Raw genomic sequence first — 14,010 nt, forward strand, 5'->3', positions numbered from 1 at the left:
CATGCGGTGCGCGCCGTGCTCCCGGTCGGTCAGGAGCCGCCGCCGGCCGACATGATATTGGCGCTGATCTTGTCGAGCTGCTGGCGCAGGTCGTCGAGCTCGACCTTGGCCTTGTCCAGCGCCGACTTGGCCTCGGGCCAGGTCGAGTTGCGGAACGTCTCGGCCAGCGGGCCGTCCCAGTTGTTGGGGTCGGAGAGCTCCTTGCCCTTGGCGTCGAGCTGGCTGATCTGGTCGGCCAGGCCGCCGTTGATGATCGAGGACATCTGCTGGATGGCCGCCTTGGCGGTTCCGGAGGAGAGGACGCGGTCGGACACGGGTGCCTGCCTTTCGCCGACCCCGTGGGCCGGCTCGTGCGAGTGGTGGTGCGGACCCCGGCGATGATGCCCGCCCGACCTCGACACCGCACCTGCTCGACGGCGAATTCCTGGGGTTCGACGCTGATCCCCGCCTGAACAGGCACTTCTGCGTCTCGTGGGCTGGACAACACGGGTCTCGTGACCGAGACAGACCCACCTTCACGCGTTCGCCGGTCCCCTCACCGGCCGCTCCGTTACGCTCGCCGTCGACCCCATCGGACCGGACAGGAGGGGACGTGCAGCCAGAGGGCTTCGACGACGCCCTGGGCGCGTCCTACCGCCTCCTCGACCGTCTCGGCGAGGGTGCCAGCGGTGAGGTCTGGCGGGCCGTGGACAAGCGGACCGACGAGGTCGTCGCGACCAAGCTGCTGCGCCGCGAGCACCTCACCGACCGCGACCTGGTGGGCCGGTTCGTCCAGGAGCGCTCGGTGCTGACCACGCTGCGCCACCCCGCGATCGTGGCGGTGCGCGACCTCGTCGTCGAGGGCGAACGCCTGGCGATCGTGATGGAGCACGTCGACGGCGGCTCGCTGCGCGACGTCCTCCGCGAGCGCGGCACGCTGACGCCCGCCCTGGCCGTCGACGTGGCCGCGGCCGTCCTCGAGGGCCTGGCCAGCGCGCACCAGCGCGACGTCGTCCACCGTGACGTGAAGCCCGACAACGTGCTGCTGTCCCGCGAGTGGGAGGCCGGTGAGCCCGGCTCGGTGAAGCTGGTCGACTTCGGGATCGCGCGCATCATCACCGACCGGCAGCGCACCGCGACCGGCCTGCTGGGCACCCCGGAGTACATGTCCCCGGAGCTGCTGACCCGCGGCACGGCCGAGTCCCCCGCCGACGTCTACGGCGTCGGGATCATGCTCTACGAGCTGCTGGCCGGGCGGACCCCCTTCGCCGGACCGGGCAACGAGTACACGATCGCGCACCGCCACGTCACCGCCGAGGCACCGCCGCTGGACGTCCCGGCGCCGCTGGCTGCCCAGCTCGACGCGCTGCTGGAGAAGGACCCGACCCGGCGCCCGTCTGCCACGGCCGCCGCAGCAGCGCTCCGCGGCACGCGTGCGGCGGTCGCCAGCGCTCCTGCCCTGCCGCTCCAGGCCGGGCCGGAAGACTTCGACTCCGCTCGCGGACCGTCCACCATCGTGCGCGGGCTCGTGCCCGAGGCCCCCGCCGAGCCGAGCGGCAGCGACGACGGGCCCGGCACCCCCGCCGACCTCGGCACCCCGGGCCAGCAGACGGTCGTACGCCCGATGCAGCGCCGGAAGGTGGTCGAGGAGGACGAGGACGCGCCCGCCGCGCCGGCCCGCCGCGCGGCCGTGCCCGGGTGGAAGGACCCGAAGCTGATCGGGGTCGTCGCCGCGGTCCTGGTGGTCCTCGTCGGCGCCGTCCTCTTCGTGACCCTGAGCGGCGGCGAGGACGACGCCCCCACCGAGGACCCCACGGACCCCGGTGTCCCGGCCGCCGGCCCGGTGGAGGCCGAGCTGACCAGCCAGCTCCAGGCGGCCTCGGGCCTGGGCCTCGAGCGGTCCGCCGTGTGGGACCCGGACACCGGCCAGGTCCAGCTGACCCTCACCTACTCCGCCGACCGCGCGCCGTTGTCCGGACCGATCCTCGAGATCCTGGCCAACCCCGACGGCACCTGCCCCGTGGACTTCGCCTGGGAGGGGCCGGTGCCGGAGCAGAACATCCAGACGAACACCGGCATCGACGCCGACTGCGCCCTGAGTCTCGACCTCGGCACCATCCAGCCCGGGGACACCGCGGTGGTGCAGACCTCCTTCACGCTCGCGCTCGAGGTCGACGAGAGCGGTGACGGCTCGGCGCCGCTGCAGGACTGGCTGGCCGGCGTCGACCAGACCACCAACGACGCACTGACCGACGCCGACGTCAACGTCACCTACGACTCCTACCCGGTCCAGCGGTTGCTGGGCATCTCCGTCGTCGTCCCGGACAGCACCTTCATCGAGAGGGTCGTGCCGGTGACGGTGTACCCGGAGTGGCCGTCCGGCAGAGGGACCGTGGCGATCTTCCAGACCGGGGCGACCGGCGAGCCCAACTCGGTGCTGACCGCGGTCGCCGGCGGCACCGACGGCGTCGGCCTGTCCACCAGCTGCACCCCGGCGGTGACGGTGACCCAGTCCGGCATCGTGAACGCCCAGTTCCAGACGCAGGGCTGCACGATCGACGTGGAGCTGGGCAACGTCCCGTCGACCGCAAGCACTCCCTTCGACGTCGACTTCCGCGACAGCTGACCGTTCCGCCCTCAGCCGAAGAGGCGGGCCGTGGTCAGGTCGAGATCGGGGGCGAAGTCGTTGAACCGCTCCCTCCACGGCGTCAGACCGGCCTTCGCCTGCAGCGCCTTCTCGAGTGCGATGGGGGCGACCGTCGTGCGGACCGGCAGCAGCACCGCCTCGTCCGCGGTGGCCGGACGGGTCCTCTCACCGAGGTGGTCCACCACGTGGGGCACTGGTGGGAACCCGAGGTCGACCTTGTACGCCGGGAAGGGCAGGTCGGCTGCGATGTCCCGGGGCCCGAGCACCCGCCACATCCCGTGGTGGAGGCGTGAGCCCAGGGTGAGCGCCAGGAACATCAACCGGGACGTGCGAGCCTCGTCCGCCGACTCATCGGCGACGGCCTCGTCGACGATATGGTCGAAGATCGCGACGTAGTGGGCGCCCTTCTTCCGATACTTCGCCACCACCTGGCCGAACCCGCACCGGCCGTCGCCCAGGGGGATCGAGAACATGTTCGCCCTCCAACCGGTCCTTCACCCGTGCTGCGCGTTCACCGACGCCCCACCGGCGCTCCTGGGGAGCAGCGCCTGGACCTCCGCCAGCGTGGGCCGGTACGAGCGGCGGCTCCGCATCCGCACCTCCTGCAGGACCGGCAACCCCACGAGGGGCGACAGGTCTTCGTCGAGGACCTTCGTGGTGCCGTAGAAACGGAGGAGCTCGGCCTCGACCATGCCGGAGACCGGGCCGAGCGAGGCGATGTCGCCGCAGTCGCTGACGTTCAGCTTGACCAGGGACGTGCAGTCCACGAGGTCGTCCAGGTGGCTGATCCCCGAGCAGGCCTCGAGCTCGAGCACGCGCAGCGCCCGCTTGCCAGCCAACTCACCGATGTCCTTCAGACCGCTCGCGCCGAAGATGCTCAGCTGCTCGAGGTCCTCCAGCTGCGCTGCCCCGGCCACGGACTGAAGCTTCGGCCGGTCCTTCATCGTGAGGGCCCGCAGGCCGGTCGATGCCGTCAGCGGGGTGAGGTCCTCCCGGTCGTAGCGCCGTAGGAACGCGCGACGCAGCCCGGTCGCGGAGGGGAACGAGGACGCTACCTGTGACCAGTCGGCCCCGACCTCCTCCAGGAGCGGGAGCTGGGCGAGGTCGACCTCGAGGCGCGGGTCCGTGGTGACGTGGAGCACGCGCAGCGTCCCGCCGAGCGACTCCACCGCCCGTAGGTCCGCCACCCGCCGGTCGATGACTGTCAGCTCCGCGATGGGCAGGCCCGTGAGGAACCCGAGGTCGGGGGCCTCGGCTCCCAAGGCGTGGTTGACCACCAGCCGCTGGGCCCGACCGGAGGTGAAGGGCTCGGCGGCCTCGTCGACCCACGGTCCGGTCAGCACCACCTCGACGACGTCTCCCCGGTCGCCCTCGGTGAAGGGTTGAGTCATGGTCGGGAGTATGGCTGATCGGGCATCAGGTGGAACCGGGCCGGGCCGATCGGGTTGACCCGGTTCAACAGGTTGTCGACACCGCCGAGGCGGTCGACCATCTGCTGCTCCGCGACCTCCCGGGACGTCTTGCCACCCAGCACCTCCTGGCGAGCGGCGTTCCCGACCTCGGCGGGCGTGAACTTCCCATCCCGGACGTGCTCGGCGAACCGTCGGTCGATGTCGTTCGACTGGCCGACGTAGACCCCGTCGACGGAGTCCACGACGTAGATGCCCTCGGTCGGTCGTGGCCCGGGGGTCGGCGGCTGTGGTGCCGCCGGGGTCGGGGGGACGTCCGCCAGCACCGGCGAGGACGTCGGGCTCGGCACCGAGCTCGGCGTGAGCGCGTGCCCGGCCCCACCCGCGGCGCCCCCGGTCAGTCCGCCGATGCCGACGCCCTGGGCGGTGGCCGAGACGAATCCGCCGGGCGTGTGCGGCCCGGGACCGGTGGCGTAGCCGTACGCACTGGAGACGCCGCCCCCGGTCCCGCCCGAGATCATGCCGCCGACGACCGCCTGACGGAGCGGCCCGGTGACACCCATCCGCGCAGCGGCACCCACACCGCCCCAGGCGCCGAAGGCACCGGAGATCGCGACCTGGCCCCAGTTCACGCTGCCGGTGGTCGCCTTCTGGATGATGGTGTCGGCGCCGGCGGAGATCAGCATCATCCCGGCCGGCCCACCGACACCCGTGGCGATCAGTACACCGCCGGCGATGACCATCGCCCCGCCGGCGAGGTACTCCCAGTTGTTCTTGGTCCAGTCCGCGACCGCGGCGAACGCGCCCGCGTTCTCGGACATGTAGGTCTGGAGGTCGGCGTCGGTCATCGGGCTGAGACCGGACGGGTCGAGGGCGTGCATCGGGTCGTTGCCCGCGAACGCGTAGGGGTTGCCCGACCAGGCCGCACCCGACGTCGGCTCCCACGGGTCGACGGAGAGGAAACCGTGGCTGTCCGGGTCGTAGACCCGGCGGCCCATCCACTCCAGGCCGGCGAAGGTCAGCTCTCCCGACGCGCCCAGGCCGATCCCGTGGTCGTCGAACCCGGCGGCCGCGTCGACGTCCCACGGGTCGTCGCCGGTGGCCCTGACCTGACGCCAGCCGGGGGTGTTCCACTCCGTGCCGACCCCGAGCACGGGTCCGGTCGCCACCACCGCGGCGCTACCGACCTGGGCCGGCGCGCCTGCACGAGGGTCCGCGTTGTCGAAGAAGACCTCCGCATCGTCGAGGCGGCTCAGCTGGCCGAGGGCGTCCACGACGGAGGTGACCCGGCGCTCGCGCCCCTCGGGGTCCCGGTCGACGACCTCCGCCAACGACCCGAGACGGCTCCACACGAGATCACGGGTCGAGCCGTCAGTGCGCTCCGCGCGGGTGCGCCGACCGAGCCGGTCGTAGGAGAAGCGCGTGCTGCGGGTCGCGTCCCCGTCGCGCTCGACGGCGGTGAGCAGCTGTCCCGCCGCGTCGTACGACAGCTCGCGGGTGCGTCCCGCCGCGATCTCCGCCACGATCCGCCCGGAGGCGTCGTAGCGCCACCGGGTCGCCGACTCCCCATCGGCCCCGGTGGTGCGGAGAGCGACCAGCTGGTGCGCCTCGTCGTGCTCGTAGGCGCTGGAGGAGCCGTCGCGCGCGACGGTGGTGATCCGGCCTAGGTCGTCGCGGTCGACGACCGTGGTGGAGGAGCGCTCGCCGTCGGTGACGGTGTGGCCAGCGAGGAAGCCGTCGCCGAAGGTCCAGGTCTGTCGGACACCACCTGCGTCGGCCGCCACCAGGCGCCCGCTGAGGTCGCGCTGGAACGCGGCCCGGCCCAGGGCGTCGTGCTCCACGGCGACCACCCGGCCGGCGGCGTCGCGCTCGTATCGGGTGCGTCTGCCGTCAGGGTCGACGCGCGCCACGCGACGGCCGTCGGCGTCGTAGGACCACGACAGGCCGCGCCCGTCCCGGGTCTGCGACACCAGCAGCCCACGGGCGTCCCAGGCAAGCTCGTGGACCGCCTCCCGGTCCCGCTGGGTGTGGTCGACCACCCGGGCGGTGCGACCCCGTACGTCGCGCGTGGTGTGCGACAGCACCTCGCCGTCGATCGCCACGGTCGTGACCCGGCCATTCTCGTCGTAGGTCCACTCCGTGCGGGTCCCGGTGGGGTCTTCCTGCCAGCTCTGGCGGCCGGCGGCGTCGTACCCTCCCCGGGTGATCCGGCCGAGCGGGTCGGTCTGGGCGACGGCCCGGTTCATGGCGTCGAACTCGCGACGGGTCTCCCCGCCGTCGGGGTGGACGATCAGCACGGCCCGCCCGTTGGCGTCGTACTCCCACCGGGTCGCGCCTCCGTTGCCGTCGACGGCCTCGACGAGCTGGCCGGCGGCGTCGTAGCGGAACCGCCGGCGCCCGAACTGGGGGTCGCGCGACTCCACCACTCGACCCAGGAGGTCATAGGTGACCAGGGTGGTCCCCGCGCCGGGAACCCGACGCTTGGTGACCCGCGCACAGGAGTCGTACCTCCAGGTCGCCTGCTCGCCGGTGGGCATCGTCTGCGCCACGACCCGTCCGTCGGCGTCGTAGGTCATCGTCGTGCGGGCGCCGAGCTCGTCGACGACGGCCGACGGGCGACCACAGCGGTCGTACTCGTAGGAGACGACCCCGCCCCCGGGCCGGGTCAGGGCCACCGCACGGCCGGCCGCGTCCCGCTCGACCGCGGTGCGGCCGCCGGCGGCGTCGACCAGCTCGACGGCGCGACCGCAACGGTCGTAGCGGGTCAGGACGCTGGAGCCGTCGGGGCGCACGCTGGCCACGAGGCGGCCGAGCTTGTCGAACTGCATGCCGGCGGCGACGGAGCCGGAGACGACCTCGGCCGTGCCGGCGGCGACGTCGGCGCGCGCGGCGCGCTGCTCGCCGGTCGGTGCGGTGGTCGTGACCAGGTCGCCGTTGGCGTCGTAGTCCCGCGTCCAGACCGCCCCGGTGGGGTCGGTCGTCTCCCGCAGCCGGGAGAGGGCGTCGTGCGCGAAGCGCCACTCGGATCCGTCGGGCAGCTCGACCGCAGCCAGGTTGCCGAGGTCGTCGAAGTGCCGCGAGACCGCCCGCCCCAGCGGGTCGACGGTCGTCTCGAGGTCGCCGGCGACACCGTGCTCCATCGTGGTCCGGGCGCCCAGCGGGTCGGTCACCGACGACACCCGGCCGTCGACGGTGTGCTCGTAGGTCCAGGTCGCCCCGTCGGGGTCGACCCGGGTGCGGAGCAGCCCGGTGGCGTCGTCGAAGGCGAAGGTGGTCCGGTGGCCCGACGGGGTGACGGCGGCGACCACCCGGCCGGCGTCGTCACGCTCGAGCCTTGCTGCGTTGCCGTCGGCGTCGGTGGTCGAGACCAGGTCGCCGTGCTCGTCGTAGGCGAAGGACACGACCACCCCGGTCGGGTCGACGACCTCGGTCAGCAGGCCCGCGGCCCACGCCATCCGGGTCACGCCCCCCTCGGGGTCGGTCAGGGTCGCGGGGTTGCGCTCGTCGCCGTCGTAGGTGAACGAGGTGACCGCGGGGGTGCCGTCCTCGGTCGCCACCTCGACGGTGCGGACGCGGTCCTGGTCGTCGAAGGACTGGGTGATGTCGGCGCCGTTCGGGCTGACGGTGCGGACCAGGCGGCCGCGGGTGTCGTACTCCCGCACCGTGGTCGAGCCGTCGCGCTCGGTCACCATGACGGCGTTGCCGTAGGGGTCGTACGACGTCGACTGCCGGCGGTCGTCGCTGTCGATCGCGCCGACCAGCCGTCCGCGCTCGTCGGCGACCCAGGTGTTGGAGCGGGTGCCGTCCACGTCGGAGACGACGGTGACCCGGCCGGGCAGGTAGGCGTAGCGCGTCACCCGGCCGTGCGGGGAGCGCTGGCTGGTCACCCTGGACCGGTCGTCGTAGGTGTTCTCGACCTCGACCACGCCGGAGGACCCGATGACGGCGTCCACGAGGCCGTGCTCGTCCCACCGGTAGCGGCGGGTCCCGAGGGCGGAGGTGGCCGCGACCAGACGGTCCTGGTCGTCGTAGTCGTAGGTGACCTCGCGTCCGTCCGAGGCACGGACGGCGAGCAGACGGGTGTCGCCCCAGACCAGCTCGAGCCGGCGACCTCGCTCGTGCGACATGCGCACCAGCCGGCCCTCCGCCCAGGTCAGGCGGACGGTGGTGCCGGGCCCGGCGGTGCGTGCCAGCAGCCTCCCCGCGCGGTCGAAGCGCCAGCGGACGCCGTCGTTGCCGCTGACCAGGTAGCCGTCGCCGGACCGCTCGAGCCACCGGCTCTCGCCCGACGCGCGGTCCCAGGCCTCGCCGAGCCGCGGGAAGACCAGCTGGCGGCCGTCGGGCAGGGTGCAGCGGGCGGCCTCGTCGTCCAGGGACAGCCCGGTGTCGGCCCAGGAGGACCAGCCCGGGCCGAGGGCGCCGACCACGCAGGTCATCGAGTTGTACATCCGGGTGAACGCCAGCGAGGCGCAGCCGCCGGCGAACCCGAGGTCCGCCTCGGGCTCGAGGAAGTTGCCGGTGGAGGTGTTGACCGGGTCGTCGGCGTAGCCGGAGGTCGGCATCGCGCCCACGGCCTGCGCCGGCTCGATGACCAGGTCCTGCCGGGCCGCGTCGACGCCGGCCGCCTGCAGTGCGGCGGCCACGGAGGCGTTGGACAGGGTGGACACGACGCCGTCCCCGCCGGCGGCCTCGAACGCGGAGGCGACGGTGGTCGCCCAGGCGACGTCGTTCTCGTTGGCCTCCAGCCACCGGTCGGCACCGGAGAAGACGCCGTCGGCCGACAGCGAGCCCCAGTGACAGGACGACCGGAACGTCGAGAAACGGGCCTTCGCCGTCGCGAGCGGCGTGCGGGCACGCTCGTCGGCGCCGGCCGAGGCGGTGGCGAAGGACGTGAGGTCGGCCGGCCTGGCCGAGGACGTGCCGCCCGCGCCACCCGTCCCGCTGGCCGGGGTCTGACGCGGGGTGCTGCGCGGGGCGGAGACGGGCACCTCGATCGGGCTGGCCGGCGGGCCGACCGGGGGCTCGTCCTCACCGGTGAAGAAGTCGCCGATGCCGTCGCCGACCTTCTCCAGCCCGCTGCGGCTGTCCTGCTCGGCCTTCCAGGCACGTGCGGTCTCGCGACGCTCCTGCTCCTTCTGCGCCTCCTCCGCCAGGCGACGGGCGCCCTCGGCGACCTCGCGCAGCCGGTCGGCGAGCTCCCGGGCGTCGGCGGCCGCGGTGCTGGCGTTGTCCTGGAACAGCGTCGAGAAGAACCCGCGGAACTCCTGCATCGCCACCGACACGAAGACGTTCCTCGACCCGAGCTGACCCTCGACGGTGCCGGCAGCGTCGTCGGCCGAGGTGCTGAGCGCCTCGGCTGCTGCGAAGTCGAACGGGACGTCCTGCTCGATACCGGTCAGCTCATCGCCCACGACACACCACTCCTACCCGCGGGGCCTCGCCCCGCGACACGTTCTGCTCGACACCACCAGGACTGCACGCTCACCGCCCGCCACCCCGAGCGCCCGGCGTACGCGCGGGCGGCGGGATGGCGGACGGTCAGCGGGTGGTCCGGGTCAGGAGCCGCCGCCGGCGGACATGATGTTGGCGCTGATCTTGTCGAGCTGCTGGCGCAGGTCGTCGAGCTCGACCTTGGCCTTGTCCAGCGCCGACTTGGCCTCGGGCCAGGTCGAGTTCCGGAACGTCTCGGCCAGCGGGCCGTCCCAGTTGTTGGGGTCGGAGAGCTCCTTGCCCTTGGCGTCGAGCTGGCTGATCTGGTCGGCCAGGCCGCCGTTGATGATCGAGGACATCTGCTGGATGGCCGCCTTGGCGGTTCCGGAGGAGAGGACGCGGTCGGACACGGGTGCCTGCCTTTCGCCGACCTCCTGGGCCGGCTGGTGCTGGTCGTACGGACGCGGCGACGATGCCAGAGATCGGGACCTGAGTCCTTGCTCCGTCCAGGATGCTGGACATGCGTTGTCTCGTCACCGAGACGCGGCACGCGATCAGCCGCGCTGGCAGACTCGCCCCGTGAGGAACCGACCCCAGCAGGCCGATGCCCCGTCGCCGCCCAGCACGTCGCTGCCCGTCGTCCTCGTCGCGCTGGTCGTGGTCGGGGTCGTCGCCGTCCTCGGCGCCGAACGGACGCTCGACCGGATCCGGGCCGACACCGCGGTGCAGGCCGTCGGGCAGGGCGAGCCCGGCTGCGTGAACGCTGCCACGTTCACGGGGCCCGACGGCGTCGAGCGCCGCGTCGACGTCACCGTCTATAAGGCCAACTGCCTCGACCGGGACCCGGGCGACCCCGTCACCGTCTACTACGACGCCGGCGACCCGTCGGTGACCGCGCCGAGCCGGGCCTGGTGGTGGACGCTGCTCCCGACGCTGGTCGCCACGGGTGCTGCCGCGTTCCTCGTGCGCACCGCGGTGCGGCACGTGCGTGGGGTGCGCCGGGATCGCAGCGCCTGAACCCCCGGCGCCTGGACCCCGCCGGTCAGCAGCGGAGGTCGTCCTCCGGCGCGGTGCCGTCGAGCAGGTAGTCCTCCACCGCGGCGTCGACGCACGCGTCGCCCTGGCCGTACCCGGTGTGACCGTCGCCGTCCCGGGTCACCAGCACGCCGGACTCGAGCTGCTCGGCCAGCGCGACCGACCACTCGTACGGTGTCGCGGGGTCCCTGGTGGTGCCCACGACCATGATCGGCGCGGCGCCCGCGGCGTCGATCTCGGGGCGCGGCTCGGCCGCCTCCTCGGTGACGCCCTGGCAGCCGACCATCCCCCAGGCGAAGGTCTCGCCGAAGGTCGGCGAGGCCTCCTCGAAGGCGGGGACGAGGTCGGGGACGTCCTCGACCGGGACCGTGGTGGGGTCGTCGAGGCAGCGCACGGCGTAGATGGCCTCGGCGCTGTTGTCGGCGTAGCTGCCGTCGGTGCGGGAGAGGTAGAGGTCGGCGAGCATCCCGAGCGCGGTGCCGTCGCCGTCGAGCGCGGCGCGCAGGGCCTGGTCGAGCAGCGGCCAGAGGTCCTCGCTGTAGAGCGGGAACACCAGGCCGTAGAAGGCCAGGCCGTAGAAGGCCAGGCCGCCGCTCAGCTCGCGGTCGTTGCTGGTCGGCAGCGGCTCCTCCTGCACCCGGTCGAGCAGGTCGGAGATCGTGTCGAGGCCGCCCTGGAGGTCGTCACCGAGGTAGCAGCCGGAGATGTTCTCGGTGCAGTTGCCGACGTAGGAGCGCAGCGCGGTCTCGAACCCGCCGGCCTGGCCGATCGCCTCGTCGACGGCGCCGAGGCTGGGGTCGACCCCCGCGTCGAGGACCATCCGGCCCACCCGCTCGGGGAACAGCTCGGCGTAGGTCGCGCCGAGGTCGGTGCCGTAGGAGGCGCCGAGGTAGACCAGGCGCGGGTCGCCGAGCGCGGCGCGCAGCACGTCCATGTCGCGGGCGGCCTCGACGGTCGAGACGTGGCCGAGCACCTCCCCGGTGCGCGCGGCGCACCCGGCGAAGAAGTCCTCCTGGGCGCTCGCGTAGGCCGCGGCCTCGGTCGCGTCGTCGGGCGACGGGTCGGTCTCGGTGAAGGCGTCCAGCTCGGCGTCGGTCAGGCAGTCGACGGGGGCCGAGCGGCCGACGCCGCGCGGGTCGAAGCCGACCACGTCGAGGTTGGCCAGCAGGTCGCCACCGAGGATGCGGCCCGCGGCGGCGGCGTACGACGTGCCGCGCGCGCCGGGCCCGCCCGGGTTGACCACGAGCGAGCCGACGGCCTCACCCTCGGCCGGCAGCCGCAGCAGCGCGAGGTCGATCGTGGCGCCGTCGGCCTCGGCGTAGTCGACCGGGACGGTGAGGGTGGCGCACTCGGCGGCGTCGTCCTCGTAGTCCCCCGCCGGGCAGGTCTCCCAGGCGAGCTCCTGGTCGTAGTACGACGCGAGAGTCTCGTCGGGGGGCGTCCGGGCGTCGCCCGCGTCGGCGTCGAGGGGCGCGGCGGTCCGGGTGGGGGTGTCGGCGGGCGCGTCGTCCTGGTCGTCGTCGCCGAGCACGACCAGGCCGGCGGCCAGGCCGGCGCTGAGCAGCAGGGCGAGGGCCAGCAGGCCGGCCACGACCACCACGACGGCGCGCTGCTGGCGCATCCCGAAGCTCACGACCGGACCTCCTCGGGCACCAGCAGGGCCACCGTCATCGACTCCAGGGCCAGGGCGACCGGCACGTTGAACTCCATCATCTGCTCGCGGGCGGTGAAGATCGCGTCGATCCGACGCAGGTTGACCTCGGGCGTGGAGTGCCGGGCGAGGTCCTCGACCTCGCCCCGGATCTCCTCGTTGACCAGCGCCTGCGGGGACCCGAGCCCGACCGTGATCGCGTCGCGGTAGACCGACGCGAGGTCCATCAGCCCCCGGTCGACCACGTCGAGCACCCGGCGCTTGGCCCGGGTCTTCTGCGCCTTGTCCATCTCGGCCAGCGCGGGGGCGTACTCCCGGGGGCGTCGGCCGCGCTCGACGACGCCGTACGCCGCGTCGAGGTCGGCCTTCTCCCGCGCGTCGAGGGCCGAGGTCAGCGCCTCCGCCTCCTCCTTGGCCCGCTCAGCCAGCCCGGTGGCGGCCCGCATCGCGGCGCCGAGGGAGACCAGCGCCGCCGGCAGCCCGACGACCTCGCGGCGCCGGGTCCGGGTGGCCTCGTCGGTGGCGAGGGCGCGGGCGCGGCCGATGTGGCCCTGGCTGGCACGGGCGGCGTGCAGCGCCAGCGAGTCCGAGACCCCGAGGGTGCGCTCGAGGAACGCCGCGACCTCGGGCGTGGCGGGCGTGGTCAGGGTGACCAGCCGGCAGCGCGACCGGATCGTGGTCAGGACGTCCTCGACCGTGGGGGCGCAGAGCATCCACACGGTGCGGTCGGTGGGCTCCTCGATGGCCTTGAGCAGCGCGTTGCACGCCCCCTCGGTCAGCCGGTCGGCGTCCTCGATGACGATGATCTGCCAGCGGCGGCCGTTGGGGGCCAGCGCGGCCTTGCGGACGAGGTCGCGGGCCTCGGCGATCCCGATGGAGAGCTTCGCGGTACGGACGACCTGCACGTCGGCGTGGCTGCCGACCAGCACGGTGTGGCAGGCGTGGCACTCCCCGCACCCGCCCCGCTCGCACTGCAGGGCGGCGGCGAACGCGGTCGCGGCGTTGGAGCGACCGGAGCCGGGTGGCCCGGTGAAGAGCCAGGCGTGGCCGACCCCGCGGCCGTCAGCGGCGTTCTGCGCGGCCTCCTGCAGGACCGCGACGGCCCGGCGCTGGCCGACGAGGTCGTCCCAGACGCTCATCGGAGGGCCTCCTCGTCGGCGGGGCCCGGGGTCGCGCGCTCGGCGGCGGCCAGCCACGGACGTACGGCCGCCCGCACCTGCGCGGCGATCTCCTCGACCGGCGCCCGGGCGTCGAGGACGAGGTAGTGGCGCGGGTCGTCGGCGGCCATCGCGACGAAGGCCGCGCGGACGCGCTGGTGGAAGTCGAGCGACTCGCCCTCGATCCGGTCGCGGCCCTCGAACCGCCCGAGGCCGGCCGCCGGCTCGAGGTCGAGCACCACGGTCAGGTGCGGGCGCAGGTCCTCGGTGGCCCAGCGCGCGACGTCGTCCACCTCGCCGACCTCGAGCGCCCGGCCGGCGCCCTGGTAGGCCAGCGTCGAGTCGACGTAGCGGTCGGTCACCACCACCTCGCCCCGCGCCAGCGCCGGCAGCACCACGGTCTCGACGTGCTCGGCCTTGTCCGCGGCGTAGAGCAGCACCTCGGTCCGGTCCGCGAGCACCCCGGTCTCAGGGCTCAGCACGATCCGCCGCAGCTCGGCCCCGACCGGGGTGTCGCCGGGCTCGAAGGTCGGCCGGACGGCGTACCCCTGCTCGCGCAGCCAGGCGGTGAGAAGCCGCGACTGCGTCGACTTGCCCGACCCCTCGCCGCCCTCGAAGCAGACGAAGACGCCACGCTCGGTCCACCGCCCGGGCCAGGTCGCTGTGCTCACGCCCCAGAACCTACGGGGCGGTGCCGACGCC

General features: G+C 73.7%; 10 protein-coding genes. 2 read left to right on the plus strand and 8 right to left on the minus strand.

The genetic code is table 11. The annotated features are described in order from the left end of the window. Positions 1-29 precede the first annotated feature (29 nt). Positions 30-314, minus strand: a complete 285-nt coding sequence (locus GV155_RS17345) for a pyrophosphorylase (protein WP_236553877.1) — start codon at positions 312-314, stop codon at positions 30-32. 278 nt (positions 315-592) lie between these two features. Between GV155_RS17345 and GV155_RS17350 the strand changes: the two genes are divergently transcribed. After that, a complete protein-coding gene (locus GV155_RS17350; RefSeq protein WP_160009983.1) occupies positions 593-2,605 on the plus strand; it encodes a serine/threonine-protein kinase in 2,013 nt (670 codons plus the stop codon). An 11-nt stretch (positions 2,606-2,616) separates the two neighbouring features. Here GV155_RS17350 and GV155_RS17355 read toward each other — a convergent pair whose 3' ends face one another. The 4 genes from GV155_RS17355 to GV155_RS17370 form a co-directional block, all read right to left on the minus strand. Further along, positions 2,617-3,099: an Imm26 family immunity protein gene (locus GV155_RS17355; protein WP_160009985.1), complete on the minus strand. Its 483-nt coding sequence runs from the start codon at positions 3,097-3,099 to the stop codon at positions 2,617-2,619. Between the two features lie 21 nt (positions 3,100-3,120). After that, positions 3,121-4,017, minus strand: a complete 897-nt coding sequence (locus GV155_RS17360; RefSeq protein ID WP_160009987.1) for a hypothetical protein — start codon at positions 4,015-4,017, stop codon at positions 3,121-3,123. Continuing rightward, entirely contained in the window at positions 4,014-9,446 is a 5,433-nt protein-coding gene (locus GV155_RS17365; RefSeq protein WP_160009989.1) for a DUF6531 domain-containing protein, read from the minus strand. The genes GV155_RS17360 and GV155_RS17365 overlap by 4 nt, the downstream gene beginning before the upstream one ends. A gap of 144 nt (positions 9,447-9,590) precedes the next feature. Next, positions 9,591-9,875 (minus strand): pyrophosphorylase, encoded by a 285-nt coding sequence (locus GV155_RS17370; RefSeq protein WP_236553877.1) that lies wholly within the window; start codon positions 9,873-9,875, stop codon positions 9,591-9,593. 169 nt (positions 9,876-10,044) lie between these two features. Here GV155_RS17370 and GV155_RS17375 point away from each other — a divergent pair, with 169 nt between their 5' ends. Then, positions 10,045-10,482 carry a hypothetical protein gene (locus GV155_RS17375; RefSeq protein WP_160009991.1) on the plus strand — a complete coding sequence of 146 codons (438 nt, stop codon included), beginning with the start codon at positions 10,045-10,047 and terminating at the stop codon, positions 10,480-10,482. A gap of 25 nt (positions 10,483-10,507) precedes the next feature. On the opposite strand, the gene GV155_RS17380 is transcribed toward GV155_RS17375, so the two are convergent. Genes GV155_RS17380 through tmk form a run of 3 tightly spaced genes read right to left on the minus strand, consistent with a single transcriptional unit; the run spans position 10,508 to position 13,979 of the window. Continuing rightward, complete coding sequence (locus GV155_RS17380) at positions 10,508-12,133, minus strand: alpha/beta hydrolase (protein WP_236554398.1); 1,626 nt, start codon at positions 12,131-12,133, stop codon at positions 10,508-10,510. Beyond that, complete coding sequence (locus GV155_RS17385) at positions 12,130-13,290, minus strand: DNA polymerase III subunit delta' (RefSeq protein ID WP_160009993.1); 1,161 nt, start codon at positions 13,288-13,290, stop codon at positions 12,130-12,132. Before GV155_RS17385 ends, GV155_RS17380 begins: the two co-directional genes overlap by 4 nt. Beyond that, complete coding sequence (gene tmk, locus GV155_RS17390) at positions 13,287-13,979, minus strand: dTMP kinase (RefSeq protein WP_160009995.1); 693 nt, start codon at positions 13,977-13,979, stop codon at positions 13,287-13,289. Before tmk ends, GV155_RS17385 begins: the two co-directional genes overlap by 4 nt. Positions 13,980-14,010 lie beyond the last annotated feature (31 nt).

It is taken from the genome of Nocardioides sp. AX2bis (assembly GCF_902506435.1).
Taxonomy (GTDB): Bacteria; Actinomycetota; Actinomycetes; order Propionibacteriales; family Nocardioidaceae; genus Nocardioides.